Genomic DNA, 22212 nt, shown 5'->3' with positions numbered 1-22212 from the left:
GAATGGAAACGATAGCGCCATTGAACTGGACACCGCTTCGGTCGGCTGCAAATTGTGAGTGGCAGAATACAGGGCGCCTATGAATGCTGCTTACAATAACTGATGTCCAAAAATCATATGCAAACGGTCGACCGATTTTGAACGGAGTATCTCTGTCGTTAGACCATGGCCAAACGCTTGCCCTAACCGGGGAAAGTGGCAGTGGCAAAAGCACGCTTCTAAATCTCGCAGGTGCGCTGGACATATTCGATGCGGGCGAAATCTCACTGGGCGGAACCAACCTGTCCACACTAGACGATACCGGGCGCGCAGCCCTTCGGCGCGAGCGTGTGGCGCTGGTATTCCAACAGTTCAATCTGATCCCGTCGTTGACGGTCGGCCAAAACCTGTCCTTCCATGCCAGGCTTGCCAGTAAACATGATCCGGACTGGTGCGATCATCTTGCTGACAAACTGGGATTGCGGGACCTGCTGAACCGCTTTCCCGAGAACCTGTCAGGCGGCCAGCAGCAACGCGTTGCCATCGGACGCGCCCTTGCGCCGCGCCCCAGTCTTTTGCTCGCGGATGAACCAACAGGAAATCTGGATGAGGTCGCAAGCACTAATGTATTGGATTTGATGCTTGCGCTGGTCGCCGAAACCAGCGCCGCCCTGCTTTTGGTGACACATTCGCAGGACATCGCGGCCCGTCTGGATCGGCAGGTCCGCCTGTCCGGCGGCCTAATCTCGTGACTTTGGCCATCATACAGGCGTTGGTGTCGCACTGGCGTGCCCATTGGCTTCAGCTGTTAACCTTGTTGACCGGCATTGCGCTTGCGACCGGGCTATGGTCGGCAGTTCAAGCCATAAATTCCGAGGCCCGGGCAAGCTATCAACGGGCCAATGATCAACTCTCATTTGGTCAATACGATGAGTTGCACGCCACCTCGGGGAATTTGACGATCGACCATTATGTCAGCTTGCGTCGGGCTGGCTGGCAGGTCGCCGCGGTGCTTGAGGGGCGTTGGCGCCATAGCGGGCGCAATCTGCAGGTCATGGGGGTCGACTTGGTCGCCTTTCCACCCCTGCCCGCCCTCAGCCGTCTGGAACAAAGCGATACGCCGCCCGATCCCGCAGACATGCTGACCGCGCCCGGCAGGATACTGGTCGCGACGGAACTTGCCCAGATTCTGGCGCAGGCCAGCAACCTGCCCCCGATCCTGTCCAGCGACGCGCTGCCACCGGATCTGGTCTTTACCGATATTGGCGTTGCCGAACAGCTGCTTGACAAAAAGGGGCAGATTTCACGTCTGGTCGTCTTGCCAGAGCAGCCCCGAGCGATCCCATCGCTTGAGCAGACCGCCCCCGATCTGACACGCGTTGCAGCCTCGACCAGATTGGACACGGCGCAACTGACAGAGAGCTTTCACCTCAACCTGTCTGCCTTTGCTCTTTTGTCCTTTGCCGTCGGGCTGTTCATCGTCCATGGCACCGTCGGGCTGGCCTTTGCACAGCGCCGAGCGATCATCCGGACAATCCGTGCGCTGGGAGTTCCGATGCGTCAGATCGTATGGATCATTCTGGCCGAACTGTCGCTGTTGGCCCTGATTGGAGGGGGCGCCGGTCTGGTACTGGGTTTCCTGCTGGCCGGGGCCTTGCTGCCCGACGTGGCATCAACCCTTCGGGGGCTCTATGGTGCACCAGTTGAAGGTCAGCTTTCGCTTCAACTGCACTGGGTTCTCGCGGGCTTGGCCATGGCCCTGTTCGGAACGCTATTGGCCAGCTCTCAGGCTTTGTTCCGATTGGCTCGACTGCCGCTGTTATCCAGCCCGGGTCCGCAGGCCTGGCGGGGGGATGACACTGCAACCAAAAGATTGGCTCTGATCGGAGTATTCCTGATTGGGTTGGGGATCGTTTCAATCTTTGTGGCCGACGGTTTGGTCGCAGGGTTCGTGCTGGTTGCCGGAATCCTGACGGGTTCTGCGTTGATTTTACCGTTTCTCTTGCTGATCGCAGTAACCGGACTTCAGAAGCTACAGAACGGTCCGGTCAGACAATGGGTATTCGCCGACATGCAGGCGCAACTGCCCGGTCTCTCTTTGGCCCTGATGGCATTGATGTTGGCATTGGCCGCAAATATCGGCGTTGGAACCATGGTGTCGAGTTTCCGGCTGACATTTACTGGGTGGCTTGACCAACGACTGACATCAGAACTGTACATAACCGCAGCCGACGAACAACAGGCGCAGGACATCAAGAAATGGCTGCTGCCTCAGGTCGACGCCGTTTTGCCGATCCGCAGCGTCGAGCTGGCGCACGGAAGCGGCCCCTTGTTTCTTTACGGGGTGGTGAACAATCCGGTTTATCAAGAAAACTGGCCGCTGATCGCCTCAGTGCCCGGAGTATGGGATCAGGTGATGTCCGGAACCGCCGTTCTGATCAACGAACAGCTTGCGCGCAGATCCAGTCTGTGGCCCGGAGATCAAATCACGCTCCGCCCGGGTCACAAGCTGGTCATTGCAGGGGTCTATTCTGATTATGGCAATCCAACCGGACAGGCCATCGTGTCGATGGAGCTTTTGGAAGATATCGCACCCAATACCGAGGAACGGCGATATGGCGTTCGCATGCCCCCTGATCAGGCCAGCGATGTTGCCGAAAGGCTTCGGGCGGAATTTGACCTTCCTCCGCAGGCAGTCGTTCATCAAGCAGACATGAAGGCCCGATCCACGGAAATCTTCGAAGACACATTTGTGGTGACCTCTGCGCTGAATATCCTGACGCTCGGGGTTGCTGGATTTGCAATTCTGACCAGCCTGCTGACGCTTTGGACACAACGGCTGCCTCAGATCGCACCGGTCTGGGCGCTTGGCCTGACGCGGGCGCAACTGGCGCGGTTTGAACTGACGCAGAGCGTGCTTCTCGCCTCTCTGACCGCCGCGCTGGCCTTGCCGCTTGGGTTAGTTCTGGCCTGGACGTTGCTGACGGTCATCAATGTCGAGGCGTTTGGCTGGCGGTTACCAATGTACCTATTCCCAAGCGACTGGTTCTATCTATTTCTTCTGACCTTACTGGCCGCTGTTATCGCCGCTGCGGTTCCAGCCCTTCGGTTGCTGAGCATCCCGCCTGCCGAGTTGTTAAGAGTGTTTGCCAATGAACGCTAAAGTCTGGTTCCTAATTCTGGCCCTGCTATTGCCCGCCCAACTTCAGGCGCAGGGCTTTGCCGGTCTCGGAGGTGAGGCCGACGGGTTCGACGTCCCCCAGCTTGGGTATCAGTTGAGCTTTCCGCAGGATCACGGTCCCCATCCCACTTTCAAGATCGAATGGTGGTATCTGACCGCGAACCTGAAAGGAGAAGACGGGCGCGATTACGGAGTACAATGGACTTTGTTCCGCTCGGCGCTGAAACCCTATGAAGAGCAATCCTGGCAAAGTCCGCAGTTGTGGTTGGGCCATGCCGCCTTGACCACCCCTGATGCCCATTACTTTGCTGAACGCCTGTCGCGGGGCGGTATCGGTCAGGCCGGGGTAACCGCCACCCCATTCGAAGCCTGGATCGACGAATGGTACATGCGCGGACCCGACTTTAATGCGCTGAAGATTAGGGCCAACGGTTCTGAGTTCGGATACGATCTGTCAATGCGCGCAACGGGGCCTTTGGTCTTTCACGGGGATGCCGGGTATTCGGTCAAGTCTACGCAGGGGCAGGCAAGTCATTACTATTCACAGCCGTTTTTCGACCTGACAGGCACAGTGCATCTGCCGGATGGGGATGTTGCGGTAACCGGACAGGGTTGGCTGGATCGGGAATGGTCCTCGCAGCCCTTGGCCGAGGATCAAAGCGGATGGGATTGGTTCTCGCTCAGCTTTGAAGGCGGCGATAAGTTAATGGCCTTTCGCCTGCGCGGAGAGGCTGAGGATTTCACCTCTGCCACGTGGATCGGCAAGGATGGCGAAACCACCGCGCTTGCCGATGGCTCCGTTTCTTTTGAACCGCTTCAGACCGCTCATGTCGCTGACCGGGATATCCCGATTGAATGGCGTGTCACACTCCCCGCCCGCGGGGTGGATATTGTCGTCAGCGCCCTGACACCCAAAGCCTGGATGGCAACCAGCTTTGCCTATTGGGAGGGCCCCGTTACGGTCTCAGGCAGCCATTCAGGCCGTGGCTATCTTGAAATGACCGGGTATTAGATCATCGCACCACGTAGACCGAGACTGTCGAATGCCGCACGACGCGCGCAGCATTCGGACCCAGCAGGTAATCCTTGAAGTCCGGCTTATGCGCCCCAATGACGATCAGGTCAGATCCGGCGCTTTCTGCGGTTCTCAGGATCTCCTGATAGGCCGTGCCCGTGGCCACCACATGGCGGATCTTTTCATTGCGCTCACTGCCCAATGTTGATGCGCACAGCTCGGTCAGTTGTTTCTGCGCCTCAGCCAATGCCTTTTCATGGAAATCCGCCTGGAAAAAGCCGGACACCCAGCTTTCTCCAAAATCGGGCAGAACACTGACCACATCCAGCTGCGCCCCCTCCAAATCGGCCAATGCAGCGGCCTTTTGAAGGACCGGGCCATCAATTTTGCCATTGCTGATATCAACAGCACACAGAACAGAACGTGTCATGCGGGCACCCCTTGTCTGGCGGCACGGCCGCGTTGCAGGAAGGCGATCAGACCCAACAGGATCATCGCCGGGATATAGACCAGTTGCTTGGGTGGCTGGCTTGACGGCAGGCTGACCGAGGTCAGGCGCACGGCCTCATCCCCGTAATAGTCGAAGATGCTCAGATCATCTGCAACAGGCGCGCCGAACAGCGGCTCTTCCAGTTTGATCAGACCGTCCTCTTCGATCAGCAGTAGACCCATCGCATCAACCCGTGCAGGACCGCCGTCTTCGTCACCGACAGAGACGACAACCGTGGTATCCACCATCTCAAGCGTGTCGAAATCCGGGCCGCTGATGACCAGACGCACCTCGGTTCCGGGCGGTGTTTCCCCGATCGTTTCGGTGAATGCAGCCGGTTCAACGGTCTGATATGGGGGTGAAATCCTGTCCATAAAGTAATCCGGACGGAATAGTGCGAAAGCAACCGCGACCAAGGCAACGCTTTCATAGATCCGGCTGCGGGTCAGGAAGTAGCCCATCGTGCCCGCCGTAAAGACAAGGATCGCTATCGTCGCAAATATCGCAACGATTATCCCTTCGACCCAGGTCACATCAATCAACAGAAGGTCTGTGTTGAAGATGAAGACAAACGGCAACGCGACCGTGCGCAGGCTATAGAAGAAGGCGATGAATCCGGTCTTGATCGCATCGCCCCCCGATACAGCCGCAGCCGCGAAACTGGCCAGCCCCACGGGCGGTGTCACATCCGCCATGATGCCAAAGTAGAAGACGAACAGATGCACCGCGATCAGCGGCACAATCAGCCCGCTCTGCGCGCCCAGCTCCACGACCACACCGGCCATCAAAGAACTGACGACGATATAGTTCGCAGTGGTCGGCAGGCCCATGCCCAGGATCAGGCTGAGGATACCGACCATGATCAGCATCAGGATCAGATTGCCACCCGACAGGAATTCGACCAGATCGGCCATCACCTGGCCCACACCGGTCAGGGTCACGGTACCAACGATCACACCCGCCGTGGCCGTCGCCAGCGCGATACCGATCATGTTGCGCGCGCCGTCGATCATGCCCTGCCACAGATCCGCGACACCGTCGATGAACGCGTTGTAGAGGTTGCTTTGCCCCCGGAACATCGCCTTCAGCGGTTTCTGCGTCAGCAGGATCACAAACAGCAAGGACGTGGCCCAAAAGGCCGAAAGACCGGGCGATTTCTGTTCAATCATCAGGAAATAGACCAGCACGATGATCGGCAGAAGGTAGTGCAGGCCCGCCTTGTAGATCTCGCTAATGACCGGCAGCGTCACCTCTTTGGCATTCGGGTCATCGGGTTCCAGATCGGGCACCTGTGCGGCCAGGTACAGCAGCGCCACGTAAATTGCGCAGATGATCAGGCTGAGGACCAGACCGGCCGAGTTCGGCATCCAATTTGTCACTGCTTCCACAGGGAATTGAGAGCCATAGCAGAGCCCAGCAAAGACAATGAAGAACGAGAACATACCAACCACGGTACGTGCCAGTTTCACTTCGCGGTCGCCCAACGTAGGCATGTTCCGCTTTACGGCTTCGAGATGCACGATATAGACCAAAGCAATGTACGAGATCGCCGCTGGCAGGAAGGCGTGGGTGATCACCTCGACATAGGAAATTCCCACATATTCTACCATCAAGAAGGCTGCAGCGCCCATGACGGGTGGCATGATCTGCCCGTTCACCGAAGAGGCAACCTCGACCGAACCTGCCTGTTCGCTGCTGAACCCAACGCGTTTCATCAATGGAATGGTGAAGGTACCAGTGGTCACAACGTTTGCGATGGACGAGCCCGAGATCAGGCCGGTCGCAGCTGAGCCCACAACCGCCGCCTTGGCGGGGCCGCCGCGCAGGTGACCCAGCGCGCCAAAGGCCATCTTGATGAAATAGTTCCCTGCCCCGGCCTTATCCAGCAAGGCGCCAAACAGAACGAACAGGAATACAAACTTGGTCGAAACACCCAAGGCGATTCCGAACACGCCCTCGGAGGTGATCCACATATGGCTCATCGCCTTTTTCAGGCTGGCGCCCTTCCAGCGGATGACTTCGGGCACCCATTCGGATGATCCAAAGAAGACATAGGCCAAAAAGATCGTCGCAATAATCGCCATCGCCGGGCCAAGCGCGCGGCGCGCGGCCTCGAACAACAGTAATAGCCCACCCAGGGCGATCCATTTGTCTGTATCGTCTGCCAGCCCTCCGGCATCAACGATCTTGGTGTAGAAGAAATATCCGTACAGCGCCACAAACGCGCCTAGCAGCCCCATGATCCAATCCTGCACAGGGATATAATCCCGTGGGCTGGATTTCAGCGCCGGATAGGCTGCAAAGGCCAGAAACATCGCAAAGGCCAGGTGAAACTGACGCGAATTGTTAACCACGCTGCCGGGCAACACATAGTTCGCCAGGGGCGAAGCAAGTACGACCTGAAAGATCGACCAGATCGCCGCCACGATCGCAAGGAAAACGCCTACATTCCCAACCGGATTACGCCCTCCGGCATCTGAAGATGCGACCAGATCCTGTAGTTCTTCTTCGGATAGCGGGCGGTTCGATTGTGTCTCGGAACTCATGAAAATGTCTCCCCGTCGTGGCCATTTGCGGCCTTCTGAATCACCCGCTTGATACGGGTTTTGTGCGGGGCGCCCGACGGGCACCCCGCGTCAGGTCTGGCTTATTGAATCCAGCCTTTTTCTTTATAGTACTTCTCGGCACCCGGATGCAGCGGAGCCGACAGGCCGTCCGCGATCATCTCTTCGGGCTTAAGGTTGGCAAATGCCGGGTGAAGCTTTTTGAAGTCATCGAAGTTCTCGAAAACCGAGCTGACAACCGCATAAACCGCATCATCCGACACGTCCGCCGAAGTCACGAAGGTCGCGCCAACGCCGAATGTCGCGGTATCACCATCCGACCCGCGGTACATGCCGCCGGGAATGGTAGCAGTACGGTAGAATGAGTTGTCGTTGACCAGCTTGTCCACGGCCTCGCCGCTGACATTGACCAGAACCGAGTCGCAAGCCGTGGTGGCTTCTTGAATCGAGCCCGAGGGGTGACCCACGGTATAGACCATTGCGTCAATCTGGTTGTCGCAAAGCGCCGCAGACTGTTCCGCCGCCTTCAACTCGGTCGCCAGTTCGAAATCGTCAGTGGACCAGCCCATTTCGCCTAGCAGAACCTCCATGGTGCCACGCTGACCGGAACCGGGGTTACCGATATTTACGCGCTTGCCTTTCAAGTCTTCGAAATTGGTCACACCGGAATCGGCACGGGCCACAACGGTAAACGGTTCGGGGTGAACCGAGAAGACGGCGCGCAGGTTTTCAAACGGGCCCGCCTCTTCGAATTTCGAGCTGCCGTTATAGGCATGGTACTGCCAGTCGGACTGCGCAACACCAAACTCCAGCTCGCCTTCGCGAATGGTGTTGATGTTGTACACGGAACCGCCGGTCGATTCGACCGAGCAGCGCACACCATGTTCCTTACGCCCTTTGTTGACCAGACGACAGATTGCACCGCCAGTTGGGTAATACACCCCGGTCACGCCACCTGTGCCGATCGTGATAAACTCTTCGGCATAGGCCGCAGGCGCCATCAGAGCCGCCGTGACAACCGCGCCGAGGCTAAGCTTGCTGCTGTTTTTCATAAGTGAACTCCCATTATTTTTCTGGTGGGAGACACATCAAAGCGCCGGATAAATGGCCCTGCGATATGCAACAACGCCCGCTATGCAGCAGGCATATCTTTGATTTTTCAGAATCTCCCAACCCGTAAGAGGTTTCATTCTGAGCATTAGCTTGTCAAGGCCAGCAGGTCACCAAAGCAGGCGTATCCTCAGATTTGACAAGCCCTCCTGAATTTTCCCCGCCTTTGACGCTTTTCTTGCGCATCTGCCCCGCAGTGACCGCAAACAAATCCAATTATGCGCTTTTGACATCGGGAATTCTGACCAGAACGCGAACGTGTGAGTTGGGAATGCGAGCAATTAGAACTGCCGGAAAGAAAAAACAGAAGGCAGGTTCCCCTAACCCTCTGTTTTTACTTTGGTACCCAAGGCCGGACTCGAACCGGCACGGTATCACTACCGGGGGATTTTGAATCCCCTGCGTCTACCATTCCGCCACTTGGGCCACGGACACTGAACTAGCGTTCAAAATCGAGAAGGTCCAGAGGCAAAAAACACCCTGATTGAGGAATGTTCCAGCCTGCAAGGTTGACGGCCTGCGGGGCGCATGATTTGGCTTACCCAACACATGTACAGGGAAATTGCACCTGATGCTGCGACCTCTTTATGACTGGACCATTCGCCTGGTAGAACACCCGAATGCCTTGTGGGCGCTGGCTATTGTTTCCTTCATCGAAAGCTCTTTCTTTCCGATACCGCCGGACGTTCTGATGATTCCCATGATCCTTGCCCGACCCTCCCGGGCCTGGCTGATTGCTTCTGTAGCACTGGTAGCTTCGGTTTTGGGCGGAATGTTAGGCTATGCAATCGGCGCGTTCTTTTATGAAAGCCTCGGCCAGCCCATCCTTGAATCCATGGGCAAAGCCCACGCCATGGAAGAGTTCAACACACGGTTCAATGACTTTGGTTTCTGGGCTGTTCTGGCCGCTGGGGTTACGCCTTTTCCCTATAAGGTCATCACCATCATGTCCGGCTGGACAGGGATGCCCCTGGGCACCTTCATTGCCACCTCGATTCTGGCCCGAGCGATACGGTTTTTCATTGTCGCAGGTTTGCTTTGGGGCTTCGGAGAGCCGATCCGCAGCTTTATAGAAAAGCGGCTGGGCCTAATGTTTTCCCTGTTTATCATCCTTCTGTTTGGCGGTTTCCTAGCGGTGAAATTCTTATGACACGACGAAGTTTACTGATCCTGATTGCGACGCTTGGGTCTATGGCGTTGTTACTTGGCGCCTTTGCCTTTCAGTATCTTGGCGGGCTTCCACCTTGCAAACTGTGCATTTGGCAACGCTATCCACATGGCGTCGCCATCCTGATCGGCGCTGTGGCGCTGGCATTGCCACGACAGTCTGTCTTGCCTCTATTGGGTGCACTGGCGGCGCTGTCTACTGCGGTCATTGGTATCTATCACGCTGGTGTAGAACGCGGTTTGTGGGAAGGTCCGTCAAGCTGCACATCAAGCAGCATCGGCGGTCTGTCGGCAGAAGAACTGCTGGATCAGATCATGTCGGCACCACTGGTACGCTGTGATGATATTCCATGGGAGTTATTTGGTGTTTCAATGGCCGGATGGAATGCCGCTTTGTCTTTCGTTCTGGTTCTGCTCTGGTTCGCCGCGTGGCGTGAAGGCCGTTAGAGCTCGTCCAGTTCCGCATCCCAATAGAGAAAGTCGATCCAACTGTCATGCAGGTGGTTCGGTGGGAATTTTCGTCCAACGTTGCGCAAAGCCTCGGCATCCGGCTGCCGCGGAGGCTTGCGCAATGTCATTCCTGCTTGCCGCAGTGATTTAGACCCTTTGCGCAAGTTACATGGGCTACAGGCCGCAACAACGTTCTGCCAGCTTGTCACCCCGCCCGCCGCGCGCGGGATCACGTGATCAAAGGTCAGATCCCCACGGCTGCCACAGTATTGGCAGCGGAATTCATCCCTCAGAAATAAATTAAAGCGCGTGAAGGCCACGCGCTTTCTGGGTTTTACATAATCTTTCAGCACAACGACCGAGGGTATTCGTATCTCGGTGCTCGGGCTTCGGACAACTTCGTCATATTCGGCGACGATATCCACCCTGTCCAGCCAGGCAGCTTTTATGGCCTCCTGCCACGGCCAGAGCGATAGTGGATAGTAGGACAAGGGGCGGTAATCGGCGTTCAAAACCAATGCCGGATGATGCTTGAGCGCACCGGGTTCCCTGACAAATTCGGTCCTGAAGTCTCCTTCCATATCAGAATCGCTCCACGCTCTGCTCTGCCTATTTTGACATCAGAGCGGAGAACCCCCGCCCCGGCCTTAGCTTTACTATATATCGTGTTAAAGCTCTGACAAGCCCTGAGTTTCCACAATATCTCGGGGATTGAGTATTCCGAATCCGTAACAGGCCGATGACAGTTATCCACAGGTTGCACCAATTCGATCGCCGGGCTATGGCGGGTAATGTCCTGGTTCATCCGCTTCAATAAACCATTCGATGTATTGCCACAGTTCACGGATCGCGCGAATGCGGAGTCTCCGCGCAGGACGCTGTCGGATTTCATTGATCTGCCGGATGTGTATCCGGCCGGGCGATTGGACCGCGATAGCGAAGGTTTGATGCTGTTGACCGACAATGGTCGCCTTCAGGCGCAGATAGCCGATCCCAAGCATAAAATGGCTAAGACCTATTGGGTGCAGGTCGAAGGAGAGCCAGACGCCTCCGCCCTAAAAGCCCTGCGCGATGGTGTTGAGCTGAAGGAGGGCTTGACCCGCCCTGCCAAGGCGCGATTGATGGATCAGCCCGAGGCATTATGGCCGCGCGACCCGCCGATCAGAGTGCGGCAGACGGTGTCGGATTGTTGGGTCGAACTGGTCCTTCGAGAAGGTCGAAACAGGCAAGTGCGCCGGATGACGGCGGCCGTTGGGCACCCGACCCTTCGACTGATCCGCGCCCGGATTGGCGACTGGACATTGGACGGGCTTGAGCCGGGGCAATGGGATAGCCTATCTATGCCTGCCCTCGCGCCATCTTCTTCGCGCAAACGGGACCGGCGCCCACGTCGGTGACCGATACGCCTAATTGTGATAGGATAGAGGAATGAAGGTATCACCTGACATTCCGCAGCCAACCGGCCTTTTAGAAGCGTCACTTTATGTCGACGACCTGGATGCTGCAGAGCATTTCTATGGGGACGTTCTGGCGCTTGAGCAAATCCAGCGTGTCGCCAACCGGCATGTGTTCTACAAGGTGGGTGGTTCAGTGTTGCTGCTATTCAATGCGGCAGAGACCGAAAAACCTCCGGGCAACCCGCGCCTGCCTGTTCCCGCCCATGGCGCCCAAGGTCCGGGTCATGCCTGCTTTGGCATGGCGCGCGCGCAAATCGCGGTGATGCGAAAACATCTTATAGACTGGAACGTGCCCGTAGACGCTGAATTTGAATGGCCGAACGGAATACTGTCTCTATACGTTCGCGACCCGTCCGGGAATTCCATCGAATTCGCCGAGCCTTCCTTATGGGACTAGGATCACCGCAGCGGTTTCTTGTCACCTCCCGTGATCCGATAGATTAGACTTTCAGTCACTCCGACCTTGCCCAGCACCGCCTGAAATGTTGCCATGTGCGGTGTGGCAAAATGCTCCTCGAGCGCGGCCTGACTTTCCCATTCTTCGTAGATCCGAAACCGATTGGCATGACCCAGAATCTGGCTGAATTCATAGACCGTGCAGCCTGCTTCTTTCACCGTCTCGGCAACCATTTCCTGCGCAGCTTTTCTGGCAGCCTCGACACCTTCCGGCGTAATTTCGATAGTTCCGGTTACGATCAGCATGGTATCTCCAATCTCAGATCAATCCGTTTGGTAATCCTGTCGACCGGCGTGCCGTCACGAAGGGGCACACCAAAATCAACCGAGTAATCTTGGAATCCCATCTTCTCGTAATAGTTCAGGCCCATCCGGTTATCAGCCCTTATTGTCGCGCTGATGGAACCGAGCCCAACCCCTACGGCAAATTTGGCGGTTTCTTCAAACAAGGCACGCCCTGCCCCCTTCAAAACCGGTTCGCGGCGGGTGAAGGTTGCAATGTCAGCACAATCGTCGGGCAGTGCGTCATTCACCCCAAGCCATTGAAACCCGGCAACCTCACCTTGCGCATCCATCGCCACATGGCTGCAAATCTTATCGAGACCCAATAGATAACTCTGCGCAAACTGCGCCTCGGAGAAAGGGGTTTCATTCGCAGTCGTACCACCAATGGCGATGATCTGGTTGAGCAAATCGCAAGCTGCTGCGACATCCTCGGGCATCATGGGGCGGACCGCAATCATTGCTTAAAGGCTCAGCTTGTCACGCATGAAAGCCAGTGCGACGCTAAGACCATCCGGGGCAATACCGTGGCCGGTGCCCTTCATGACATGGGCATAGACCTCTTTGAACTCAGCCGCTTGCAGGGCCTCGGCGGCTTCGGGCAATGATTGTGGCGGCACGACGTCATCGGCGTCGCCATGTACCAGTAGGACCGGCATGCGGCTGACTGTTTCATCCGGCAGCAGATCGGGTTCCAGAAGGCGTCCTGAAATGGCTACTATCCCGGCCACTGGGTCCTCGCGGCGCGGGGCGACATGCAGGCTCATCATCGTGCCTTGCGAAAATCCGAACAGAACCACCTGCTCGGGCAGAACGTCTTCGTCCACCATCAGCGCATCTAGGAAAGCGTTGAAATCATCCGCCGCCATGTCCATGCCACGGCGCGCCTCTTCCTCGGAAGAGCCATCAATCCACGGGATCGGGAACCACTGAAAGCCATTGGGCATACCCGGGATCTGCTCGGGCGCGTCAGGGGCAACGAACAGCGTGTCCGGCAAGTGCTCGCCCAACACATCGGCCAGCCCCAGCAAGTCGGCCCCGTTGGCGCCATAGCCATGCACGAACACCACGACCGAGCGCGTATCGCCCGAAACCGGCTCTTTTCGGAGCGCATTCAAAACCCGTGTCATCTGATCCCTTCTCGTTCTTTTGCGACCCGGTAATAGGCCCACAACACCCGCGCTGCAACCGACCGCCAGGGTGACCACGCTTCGGCCATCTTGCGCAGTTCTTTATCCGTAGGGCGCTTGGGTAAATCATAGAGGATGCGCGCGGCCTCTTGCAGCGCAAGGTCGCCCGGTGCAATCACATCGGCACGGCCCAGAGAAAACATCGCGTAAATCTCGGCAGTCCAGACGCCTATGCCTGAAATTTCGGTCAGGATCGCCACAACATCCTCATCAGGTGCGTCGCGTAACGCCTTGTAATCAATACGAGCCTCCGCAAGCGCTCGAGCATATCTGATCTTTTGGCGGCTAAGGCCCACCGCACGCAAATCCTCATCGGTGGCCCACATGATTTTGCGTGGGCCCGTCAGTTTTGCATCTTGCAGTCGTTTCCAGATGGCGTTCGCCGCGGCCACACTGACCTGTTGGCTGACAATCGCACTTAGCAGCTGGGCAAACCCGTCAGGCTTACGGCGCAGCGGCAAAGGCCCGGTCTGGTCCATCGCATAGGCCATGCGCGGACAGGTCTCGGCCAGCCACTTGGCCCCCTCGGCCACGCAATCGGGGGTTTCAATGATACGTCCGACGGACATGCGCGCTCCGGCAAATTGGTCAGCAGCACGTTAGGGTGCTTTGTCGCAGATGCAACCGTCTTGTATGACCCTGCTTTCATCGCTACGCATTGGCGCATGACAATGACACCCACGATCCCGGATAACAGTCAGGCCAAGCGTAATGTCGCTGTTCTGGTCGCAGCTCAGGCCATTCTGGGATCGCAGATGCCGATGATCTTTATTGTTGGCGGTCTGGCCGGGCAGTCGCTGGCCACCAATGCCTGTCTAGCAACCCTGCCCATCTCGCTGATCGTGCTGGGGTCAATGCTGGCGGCAACACCGATTTCGGCCATAATGCAACGCTGGGGACGGCGCGCAGGGTTTCTGGTTGGGGCAACGGCAGGTGCCTGCGGGGGGCTGGTTGGGGCCTACGGTTTGTATCTGGCCTCGTTCCCGGTCTTCCTGGCGGGCAGTCTGCTGACCGGCATCTATATGAGCGCGCACGGATTCTATCGCTTTGCCGCCGCGGACACAGCCTCGGACGCCTTTCGCCCTAAGGCAATCTCATACGTCATGGCCGGCGGTCTGGCCGCCGCGCTCATTGGCCCCCAAATCGTTAAGCTGACCTCAACCGCCTATGTGATCCCATTCCTAGGCACCTATCTGGCGGTGATTGTGCTCAACATTCTGGGTTCGGTCTTGTTTTTCTTTCTGGACATCCCCACGCCTGCAAAAGCCGCTGAGGGGGCCCCGACCGGACGCACCCGGCTTGAGATGCTAAAGACGCCGCGCATCGCCGTGGCCATCATCTGCGCAATGGTTTCTTATGCGTTGATGAATCTGGTCATGACATCCACTCCGCTGGCAGTGGTTGGTTGTGGCTACACAGCCAATGACGCGGCAGATGTGGTCTCTTTTCACGTTCTCGCCATGTACATCCCCAGTTTCTTCACCGGCCAGTTGATTGCCCGTTTCGGCGTCGAAAAGATCGTAGCTCTTGGTCTGGCAATCCTTGCCGGTGCTGGCGTTGTCGCCTTGCATGGGGTTGAGCTCGAAAACTTCTTCATCGCTCTGATCTTGCTGGGCGTCGGTTGGAATTTTGGCTTTATTGGCGCGACCACCATGTTGGCGGCATCGCATGACATCAACGAGCGTGGCCGTATGCAGGGTCTGAACGACCTGCTGGTATTCGGTGGCGTCACACTGGCTTCACTTGCTTCGGGTGGGTTAATGAACTGCTCTGGCGGCTCACCGGTTGAAGGCTGGACCGCGGTAAACCTTGCCATGGTTCCATTGTTGACTCTGGCCGGGGGCGCATTGCTTTGGTTGGTTCTGCGCCCGTCCGATCCCGAAACGGTCTGAGGTCTACCAGCGACCCCGGACCACCTTCCACATCAGGGAAACCCGGCGCCGAACCTCACCCTGCATCAAATTCCCTGCGGCCACGCGATCTGGCTGAGCAATCGCCTTGCGCAACACCCATTCAGATTGCCAACCCGCCAAAAGCGCCGGGCGCGCCTCTGGTGAAATCGCCAGACGCTGTCCCTGTGCGCGCCGCAACCGGTTCAGAGCCTTTTGCGCCAGATCGCGCACTGCATCGGGTGTTCCATCCAACAAAGGAATACGCCCGCGCGCCTCAAGATCCGGGATTGCGCGCAACCAGTTCGCCACGCCAACGGCATAGCCGAACTCTCGTAACACAGGCTCGTCGGCCTCACCCAAAGATTGCGCCGACGCCACCATCAAACTGGCCGAGCTGTGATTTAGGTAGGCCTCGAAATGGGCCTCGTCCTCAAAAGGATCGCGATAGATATCCCAGCGCCTTACGGCCACGTATTCATCCAGCATCACCGCCAGATGTGGGGAAAGAACCTGCGATAACGGCGTCACGACCTCATGTCGACGCACAGTCGGACCTTCAGCAATTTCCTGCAATGCATCGCGCCACCATTGCAGGCGCATTTCGGCAATCATCGCCTCTTGCGTGACCCAGGGCGCTCGGGCGACCTCGACATTCAGGGCATAGATCGGAAACAGAACCGAACGTGCGGCAACCGGCGCGGCCATCGCCGCCATGAACCGGTCCGGATCGGCGCGATGCACCAATGCAGCACAAGCCTTCAGATCGTCATTGAACTGCACCGTCACTCGGCCACCACCGCCCGAGGACGGCAATCCCGTACAAGCTTCCATTGGATCGCATCCAATAGGGCCTCAAACGACGCATCCACTATGTTCGCGCTGACCCCGACAGTTGACCAGCGCCGCCCCTGCCCATCTTCGCTGTCGATGATGACCCGCGTCACGGCCTCGGTTCCGCCTTGGGTGATCCGCACCTTGAAATCGACCAGATGCATGTCGTCCAATATCCGCGAATATTGCCCCAGATCCTTGGCCAGAGCCTTGGCCAAAGCGTTCACCGGACCCCGGTCGCTGCCATCTTCGTCCAGAGATTCACTGACCGACAGCTTCTTTTCCCCGTCGACCTTCACCACGACAACCGCCTCGGACAGGCTGACCATCTTGTCATACTTGTTCTTCCGCCGCTCAACCGTGACCTTATAGCGTTTGACCTCGAAAAAAGCGGGCAACTGGCCCAGCTCATCGCGCGCCAACAGCTCAAAACTGGCCTGGGCGGTGTCATAAGAATAGCCTTCGGCCTCGCGTTGCTTGATCCGGTCAAGAATGCGCCCCAGCGCCGGATCACCACTTTCCACGCTCAGGCCGGCCTCAGTCAGGCGTTTACGCAGATTCGACTGCCCCGCCTGGTTCGACATCGGGATGATCCGTGCATTGCCGACAGTCGCCGGATCGACATGTTCGTATGTCGACGGATCCTTCAGGATCGCGCTGGCATGCAGCCCCGCCTTATGTGCAAAAGCCGACGCACCCACATAGGCCGCCTGCTTGCTGGGCACCCGGTTCAGGATTTCGTCCAACATACGGCTGACCCGAGTCAGACCCGCCAAGGCCCCGACGCTGACCCCGATATCAAACTGCGACACATAAGGCTCTTTCAGCAACAAGGTCGGGATCAAGGCGGTCAGATTTGCATTCCCGCAACGCTCGCCCAACCCGTTCAGCGTTCCCTGAACCTGACGCACGCCCGCATCCACAGCAGCCAGAGAGCATGCAACCGCATTTTCCGTATCATTATGCGTATGAATGCCCAAACGATCCCCGGGCAGGCCTGCGGCAATCACCTCGGCCACAACCCGCGACACTTCACCGGGCAATGCGCCCCCATTGGTGTCACACAGAACAACCCAGCGAGCTCCGGCCTCTAAAGCGGCCTTGCAAACCTGGACCGCATATCCGGGATTGTCCCTGTAGCCATCAAAGAAATGCTCGGCGTCAAAAAGCGCCTCACGCCCCTGCGCCACGATATGCGCAACCGAGGCGCGCACGTTCTCGACATTCTCCTCCAGAGTGATCCCCAGCGCCTGGGTCACGTGGTAATCATGCGACTTGCCCACAAGACACACTGCCTTCGTGCCAGCGTTCATCACCGCCGCAAGAACATCGTCATTCTCAGCCGACCGACCCGCGCGTTTGGTCATCCCAAAAGCGGTCAACCGCGCCGCAGTTTTCGGCGCGGCATCAAAAAACGCACTGTCAGTCGGGTTCGCACCGGGCCAACCACCTTCGATGTAATCCACACCCAACTCGTCCAGCGCCTGCGCGATCTGCACCTTCTCAGCGGTCGAGAACTGCACGCCCTGCGTCTGCTGCCCATCGCGCAAGGTGGTGTCGTAGAGGTAGAGGCGAGTTTTTGTCATAACACTCCCTCCAACTTGGTGAGGTCAAAGCCGGTACCAGGAACCAACTCTACACCTTCTTTGCTCATCCGCACTTCAAGGCCAGCGGCCACATATACTGCTTTCAGGCGATCCACCTCTGAGAAATCCTTGCTCTGCATCGCCCCGGCCCGCGCTTCTGCAAGTCTATCCGCATACGACCCTAAATCCACTGAGGCCAGATCGGCCCATGCACCCATTTCGGGCATCAACAGACCCATAACCTGGGCGCCAGCCAACAGGCTTGCATGGTCACCTTCGGACGCCAGCCGGTATAGCTCGGTGATGGCGCCCGCTGTGTTCAGATCATCGCTCAGCGCAGCGATGACCGCGGGCGCCGCGCTGGCGGCGGGCTCGATGCCTGATGTCAGCGCCCGCCACTTGCGCAGCGTTGCTTCCGCTTCACGTGCCTTTTTCTCTGTCCAGTCCATCGGTTTGCGATAATGCGTCTGCAAAAAGACAAAGCGGATCACCTCACCGGGCACACCCTGCTCCAGAAGATCGTGCACGGTAAAGAAGTTGCCCAGCGATTTGGACATTTTCTTGCCTTCGACCTGCAACATCTCATTGTGCAGCCAAACGCGCGCAAACTCGCTATGCGGGTGGGCGCATTTGCTCTGGGCGATCTCGTTTTCATGGTGCGGGAACATCAAATCGTTGCCACCACCGTGAATGTCAAAGCTCTCACCCAACAGCTCATAGCTCATGGCCGAGCATTCGATATGCCAACCCGGACGCCCTCGGCCCCAAGGAGACTCCCACCCGGGCAACTCGTCGGTAGACGGCTTCCACAGAACGAAATCCATCGGGTTCTTCTTATACGGCGCAACTTCGACCCGGGCACCCGCGATCATGTCATCCACGGACCGACCGGACAGGGCTCCGTACTGCTCTTTCCAACTGTCCACCGCGAACAGAACATGCCCTTCGGCCGCATAGGCGTGACCCTTGGTAATCAGATCCTCGATCATCGCGACCATCTGCGCGATGAATTCAGTGGCGCGCGGCATATGATCGGGCTGTAGCGCGCCAAGCTCACCCATGTCGCGCAGATACCAGCCGATGGTCTCATCTGACCGTTCCTTCACCAACTCTTCCAACGTCCCCGCGGCCCCCGCCTTTTGGCGTTCCAGGGCGGTCGCGTTGATCTTGTCATCCACATCGGTGAAATTGCGCACATAGGTCACATGATCTGCGCCATAAACATGCCGCAGCAAACGATAGAGCACATCAAACACGACCACGGGCCGCGCGTTACCCAGATGGGCAAGGTCATAGACGGTAGGTCCACAGACATACATCCGCACATTGTCGGCGCTGATCGGAACGAAATCCTCTTTTGTCCGTGTCCGTGTGTTGTGCAGTTTGATCGTCTTCATCTGTCGGCTCCTAAGAACGGCATAGCGTCTCGCGTTGGCGCGGGCTTAGCAACTTGTCTCAGGGAAGAAAACGAAAGAAACCGGCCCGCTTGATAAATCAGCAGGTAATGCAGCAGATAATGATGCAGGTCATCCGGTTCATGGATCATCCTCTAGCACGGCTATCCCGCCGCGCCAAGCCTTACGTTCTATCATGACCAGGGAGTGATTGGCGAACGCCTTGAATTGGAATAGGAAATTGACGCCATGTTCCGCAAACACCTGACCTTCTTGGTCGTGAATTCGGCAGCTCAGATCATATTCAATCTGGAAATCTTGCTAAAACCGGAATGTCGTACGCAGGTTGAACACATTCGAATCCAGCCCCCCATTCGATCGGGTAACGTCATTGAAATTCTGGCGCAGCGCCTCACCGCTGATGACGAAATTATTGCCAATCGGATAAGCGACACCAATGCCATAAACCGCTGCGGTATCGTTTTCGACCGTGGAATCCACGCGTGCCGCACCGATAACTACATATCCCAACGCATTGCCGAAATCGTATCCGCCGCGCAGTTTCAGCCGGGTCATGCTATCCAGACTGCCTTCGCCCTGACCAAGATTCAGCGACAGCCGGTTATACTCAAGCTCACCACCCAACACGAACTTGCCGAAATCAAAGTCATACCCGAGATGAGGACCAAAGCTGGTGTCGCTGCCGCTTGAACCATTCGGCCCGTCTGCATCAGCATAGCCAAAGCTGAATCCCGCATAGGCACCGCTCCAATCCTCGGCCAAAGCCGGTGAGGAGCCGGATGTCGCCAGAGCAACAATTAATGCGATATGCACCTTCCTACGATTCACCAAAAACCTTTCAGCAATGCTTTCGAGTATTCAGATCAATTTGCTACAAACTGGGCCGCATTCGTTAAAAAAGTGTTTAGCCTAGAGGCCCAATTCAAGTAAGCACAGGAATTATAGCAGATTTCGACCGCCTCGGGGAAAAATATCTTTAGGCAACAATCACTTGAGAATTTGCTTCGCTTTTCGGCATCAAGGTCGCAAACAGAACAGATAATGCCGTTCTGAATTGGAACACTGCGGCCACTGGATGAGGAACCAAATGCAGAACGAATTTTGGAAAATCCACCTGATCAGCCGCACAATCGGCGCGGATCGGGGGCGTGCTGCCAGAGGGCGGCCGTCAGGCTTTTTGTAACGCCTCTCAAAATACGTTTCTCACTATTGGATCCTAAACATGAACGACCAACCCCGTAACTCTTCCCGCAGTGGCGGACGTGCTGCGCGTCGTGCTGCCCGCGCATCTGCTCTGCCTGATCATCTGCGCCCTATCCGCCCGGGAATGGAGGGCGGACGCTACAAGCCACTGACTCAGCCACAAGTCGAACGCATTCACGAGGCCGCGCTGCAGGCGCTTGAAACCATAGGTCTGGCGGATGCTCCGCAAAGCGGGATCGACTATCTGGTTGGCGCAGGCTGCACACTTGGCGACGACGGGCGCATCCGGTTTCCGCGCGCGCTGGTTGAAGACACTATTGCCAAAGCCAACCGCTCGGTCACTTTGTTCAGCCGGGATGGTCAAACTGACCTGGAATTGTCGGGGGCAAAGGTTCACTACGGGACCGCCGGTGCCGCTGTCAGTATGGTTGAAGTCAACGGCCGCGAATACCGCGATTCGACTGTGCAGGATCTGCACGATGCCGCGCGGATTTGCCAACAGCTGGACAACATCCATTTTGTCCAACGCCCGATGGTTTGTCGCGATATTTCCGACAATCTCGAGATGGACCTGAACACGATTTACGCTTGTAGTTCTGGTACTTACAAGCATATCGGCACATCATTCACCGATCCTAGTTATGTCGCGCCAGCGATGGAGTTAATCCACATGATCGCAGGCGGTGAAGACAAGTGGCGCGAGCGGCCATTCATCTCGAACTCGAACTGCTTTGTCGTACCGCCCATGAAGTTTGCCACTGAAAGCTGTCAGGTGATGGAGGAATGCATCAAGGCAGGAATGCCTGTTCTTCTTCTTTCGGCCGGAATGGCAGGTGCAACTGCTCCGTCCACAATCGCAGGCGCCATTGCCCAGGCAACTGCAGAATGTCTTGCCGGTTTGGTTTATGTAAATGCCGTAAAGCCAGGTGCACCGGCGATTTTTGGAACCTGGCCCTTTGGGTTGGACCTTCGGACAGGCGCAATGTCCGTAGGATCAGGTGAACAGGCTCTGCTCAGCGCAGGCTGTGCCCAAATGCACAAGTTTTATGATCTGCCAGGCGGAGCCGCCGCAGGCGCATCGGATTCCAAATTGCCTGATATGCAAGCGGGATGGGAGCAGATGTGCTCGAACGTCATGGCCGGCCTGTCGGGCCTGAACATGGTTTATGAATCCGCTGGAATGCACTCGTCTCTGTTGGGTTTTTGCTTTGAAAGCCTGATCTTAGGGGATGATCTTATCGGACAGGCGATGCGCTGCGTCCGCGGGATCGAAGTATCTGACGAAACACTGGCATTGGATCAGATGGCCGAGGTTTGCCTTGGTGGGCCCGGTCACTATTTGGGAACCGATGCCACACTTGGGCGCATGCAGGCCGATTATGTGTACCCCGCACATGGAGATCGAACGTCTCCGAAAGAATGGGTCGAGCTTGGCAAACCTGACTTGATCGAAAAAGCGACCGCGCGAAAACTGGAAATCCTGTCGACCTCTTCGCCAGCACAGTTCGATCCGGCATTGGATGCGCAGATTCGCAGTAAATTCAACATTCACCTACCCCGATAAACACGTAGAAAGGCGGCCAGAATTCTCGTCCGGCCGCCTTGATAATTTGTTGATCAGCCGTTTGTGGACGGCAGCAACCCGGCTTCCTGCGCGATTGCAATTTCATCCTGATCCAGCGCGCCGTCGCCATTTGCATCCATTGCTGCAAATCCGTTTGCGTCAACGTCCGGCACGACGGCCTGAACTTCTTCGATTGTCAGAACGCCGTCCCCATTGGTATCAGCCGCAGACTGCGCGACAGCCAAAGTCGGCAGAGCAAAAGCAAGTGCGGAAAATGTGACCAGAGTATTCAGTTTCATTGTGATGCCTCCTGATAGAGTTTGTGTGTTTTGTGTCCGGACAAGCATCAAGAACACGCAATCACCACCAGTTGTCAGCCA

General features: G+C 57.0%; 22 protein-coding genes and 1 tRNA gene. 9 read left to right on the top strand and 14 right to left on the bottom strand.

Annotated features, from left to right (window positions below):
- The first annotated feature begins 83 nt into the window (after window positions 1-83).
- From AC2FIZ_RS02545 to AC2FIZ_RS02535, 3 genes are read left to right on the top strand one after another with little or no spacing between them, the layout of a single operon-like run.
- Window positions 84-731 (top strand): ABC transporter ATP-binding protein, encoded by a 648-nt coding sequence (locus tag AC2FIZ_RS02545; RefSeq protein WP_496790548.1) that lies wholly within the window; start codon window positions 84-86, stop codon window positions 729-731.
- Window positions 728-3142 (top strand): ABC transporter permease, encoded by a 2415-nt coding sequence (locus AC2FIZ_RS02540; RefSeq protein WP_496790547.1) that lies wholly within the window; start codon window positions 728-730, stop codon window positions 3140-3142. Before AC2FIZ_RS02545 ends, AC2FIZ_RS02540 begins: the two co-directional genes overlap by 4 nt.
- Window positions 3132-4172, top strand: a complete 1041-nt coding sequence (locus AC2FIZ_RS02535) for a lipocalin-like domain-containing protein (protein ID WP_496790545.1) — start codon at window positions 3132-3134, stop codon at window positions 4170-4172. Before AC2FIZ_RS02540 ends, AC2FIZ_RS02535 begins: the two co-directional genes overlap by 11 nt.
- Before the next feature lies 1 nt (window position 4173).
- On the opposite strand, the gene AC2FIZ_RS02530 is transcribed toward AC2FIZ_RS02535, so the two are convergent.
- The 4 genes from AC2FIZ_RS02530 to AC2FIZ_RS02515 all read right to left on the bottom strand — a co-directional run bounded on the left by AC2FIZ_RS02530 (window position 4174) and on the right by AC2FIZ_RS02515 (window position 8765).
- A complete protein-coding gene (locus AC2FIZ_RS02530) occupies window positions 4174-4605 on the bottom strand; it encodes a universal stress protein (RefSeq protein WP_142633674.1) in 432 nt (143 codons plus the stop codon).
- Window positions 4602-7211, bottom strand: coding sequence for a TRAP transporter permease (locus AC2FIZ_RS02525; protein ID WP_281972064.1), 2610 nt, complete (start codon window positions 7209-7211; stop codon window positions 4602-4604). Before AC2FIZ_RS02525 ends, AC2FIZ_RS02530 begins: the two co-directional genes overlap by 4 nt.
- A 101-nt stretch (window positions 7212-7312) precedes the next feature.
- Window positions 7313-8281, bottom strand: a complete 969-nt coding sequence (locus AC2FIZ_RS02520; protein ID WP_142633669.1) for a TAXI family TRAP transporter solute-binding subunit — start codon at window positions 8279-8281, stop codon at window positions 7313-7315.
- Window positions 8282-8679: 398 nt separating this feature from the next.
- Window positions 8680-8765: transfer RNA gene (locus AC2FIZ_RS02515), tRNA-Leu, on the bottom strand.
- A 145-nt stretch (window positions 8766-8910) separates the two neighbouring features.
- Here AC2FIZ_RS02515 and AC2FIZ_RS02510 point away from each other — a divergent pair.
- Both AC2FIZ_RS02510 and AC2FIZ_RS02505 read left to right on the top strand, forming a co-directional pair.
- Window positions 8911-9489: a YqaA family protein gene (locus AC2FIZ_RS02510; RefSeq protein ID WP_496790544.1), complete on the top strand. Its 579-nt coding sequence runs from the start codon at window positions 8911-8913 to the stop codon at window positions 9487-9489.
- The gene (locus tag AC2FIZ_RS02505; RefSeq protein ID WP_281972061.1) at window positions 9486-9953 is read left to right on the top strand and encodes a disulfide bond formation protein B; all 468 of its coding nucleotides are present in this window, start codon (window positions 9486-9488) and stop codon (window positions 9951-9953) included. The genes AC2FIZ_RS02510 and AC2FIZ_RS02505 overlap by 4 nt, the downstream gene beginning before the upstream one ends.
- Here AC2FIZ_RS02505 and AC2FIZ_RS02500 read toward each other — a convergent pair.
- A complete protein-coding gene (locus tag AC2FIZ_RS02500; protein ID WP_496790543.1) occupies window positions 9950-10537 on the bottom strand; it encodes an HNH endonuclease in 588 nt (195 codons plus the stop codon). The genes AC2FIZ_RS02505 and AC2FIZ_RS02500 overlap by 4 nt on opposite strands.
- A gap of 210 nt (window positions 10538-10747) precedes the next feature.
- On the opposite strand from AC2FIZ_RS02500, the gene AC2FIZ_RS02495 reads away from it, so the two are divergent.
- Window positions 10748-11353, top strand: a complete 606-nt coding sequence (locus tag AC2FIZ_RS02495; RefSeq protein ID WP_142633661.1) for a pseudouridine synthase — start codon at window positions 10748-10750, stop codon at window positions 11351-11353.
- A 31-nt stretch (window positions 11354-11384) separates the two neighbouring features.
- A complete protein-coding gene (locus AC2FIZ_RS02490; RefSeq protein ID WP_281994582.1) occupies window positions 11385-11810 on the top strand; it encodes a VOC family protein in 426 nt (141 codons plus the stop codon).
- A gap of 2 nt (window positions 11811-11812) precedes the next feature.
- On the opposite strand, the gene AC2FIZ_RS02485 is transcribed toward AC2FIZ_RS02490, so the two are convergent.
- From AC2FIZ_RS02485 to AC2FIZ_RS02470, 4 genes are read right to left on the bottom strand one after another with little or no spacing between them, the layout of a single operon-like run.
- A complete protein-coding gene (locus AC2FIZ_RS02485) occupies window positions 11813-12115 on the bottom strand; it encodes a putative quinol monooxygenase (protein WP_281994581.1) in 303 nt (100 codons plus the stop codon).
- Window positions 12109-12612, bottom strand: coding sequence for a GNAT family N-acetyltransferase (locus tag AC2FIZ_RS02480; protein WP_281994580.1), 504 nt, complete (start codon window positions 12610-12612; stop codon window positions 12109-12111). Before AC2FIZ_RS02480 ends, AC2FIZ_RS02485 begins: the two co-directional genes overlap by 7 nt.
- A 3-nt stretch (window positions 12613-12615) precedes the next feature.
- A complete protein-coding gene (locus AC2FIZ_RS02475; protein ID WP_281994579.1) occupies window positions 12616-13281 on the bottom strand; it encodes an alpha/beta hydrolase in 666 nt (221 codons plus the stop codon).
- On the bottom strand, window positions 13278-13910 hold the full coding sequence (locus AC2FIZ_RS02470) for a DNA-3-methyladenine glycosylase family protein (RefSeq protein ID WP_496790541.1): 633 nt from the start codon (window positions 13908-13910) through the stop codon (window positions 13278-13280). Before AC2FIZ_RS02470 ends, AC2FIZ_RS02475 begins: the two co-directional genes overlap by 4 nt.
- A gap of 96 nt (window positions 13911-14006) precedes the next feature.
- On the opposite strand from AC2FIZ_RS02470, the gene AC2FIZ_RS02465 reads away from it, so the two are divergent.
- A complete protein-coding gene (locus AC2FIZ_RS02465; RefSeq protein WP_496790540.1) occupies window positions 14007-15233 on the top strand; it encodes an MFS transporter in 1227 nt (408 codons plus the stop codon).
- A gap of 3 nt (window positions 15234-15236) precedes the next feature.
- On the opposite strand, the gene AC2FIZ_RS02460 is transcribed toward AC2FIZ_RS02465, so the two are convergent.
- The 4 genes from AC2FIZ_RS02460 to AC2FIZ_RS02445 all read right to left on the bottom strand — a co-directional run bounded on the left by AC2FIZ_RS02460 (window position 15237) and on the right by AC2FIZ_RS02445 (window position 19878).
- Window positions 15237-16064, bottom strand: a complete 828-nt coding sequence (locus AC2FIZ_RS02460) for a squalene/phytoene synthase family protein (RefSeq protein ID WP_281972055.1) — start codon at window positions 16062-16064, stop codon at window positions 15237-15239.
- Window positions 16016-17650 (bottom strand): citramalate synthase, encoded by a 1635-nt coding sequence (gene cimA, locus AC2FIZ_RS02455; protein ID WP_496688170.1) that lies wholly within the window; start codon window positions 17648-17650, stop codon window positions 16016-16018. Before cimA ends, AC2FIZ_RS02460 begins: the two co-directional genes overlap by 49 nt.
- Window positions 17647-19047: a cysteine--tRNA ligase gene (cysS, locus tag AC2FIZ_RS02450; RefSeq protein WP_496790539.1), complete on the bottom strand. Its 1401-nt coding sequence runs from the start codon at window positions 19045-19047 to the stop codon at window positions 17647-17649. The genes cimA and cysS overlap by 4 nt, the downstream gene beginning before the upstream one ends.
- 318 nt (window positions 19048-19365) lie before the next feature.
- Entirely contained in the window at window positions 19366-19878 is a 513-nt protein-coding gene (locus tag AC2FIZ_RS02445) for an outer membrane protein (RefSeq protein WP_496790538.1), read from the bottom strand.
- Between the two features lie 409 nt (window positions 19879-20287).
- Between AC2FIZ_RS02445 and AC2FIZ_RS02440 the strand changes: the two genes are divergently transcribed.
- On the top strand, window positions 20288-21832 hold the full coding sequence (locus tag AC2FIZ_RS02440) for a trimethylamine methyltransferase family protein (RefSeq protein ID WP_142633641.1): 1545 nt from the start codon (window positions 20288-20290) through the stop codon (window positions 21830-21832).
- 53 nt (window positions 21833-21885) lie between these two features.
- Here AC2FIZ_RS02440 and AC2FIZ_RS02435 read toward each other — a convergent pair whose 3' ends face one another.
- A complete protein-coding gene (locus tag AC2FIZ_RS02435) occupies window positions 21886-22131 on the bottom strand; it encodes an EF-hand domain-containing protein (protein ID WP_271947247.1) in 246 nt (81 codons plus the stop codon).
- Window positions 22132-22212: the final 81 nt, after the last annotated feature.

The organism is Ruegeria sp. CDSB022, from assembly GCF_059611145.1.
Note: the sequence above shows the minus strand (reverse complement) of the source record. Positions and strands in the feature narration are given on the sequence as shown.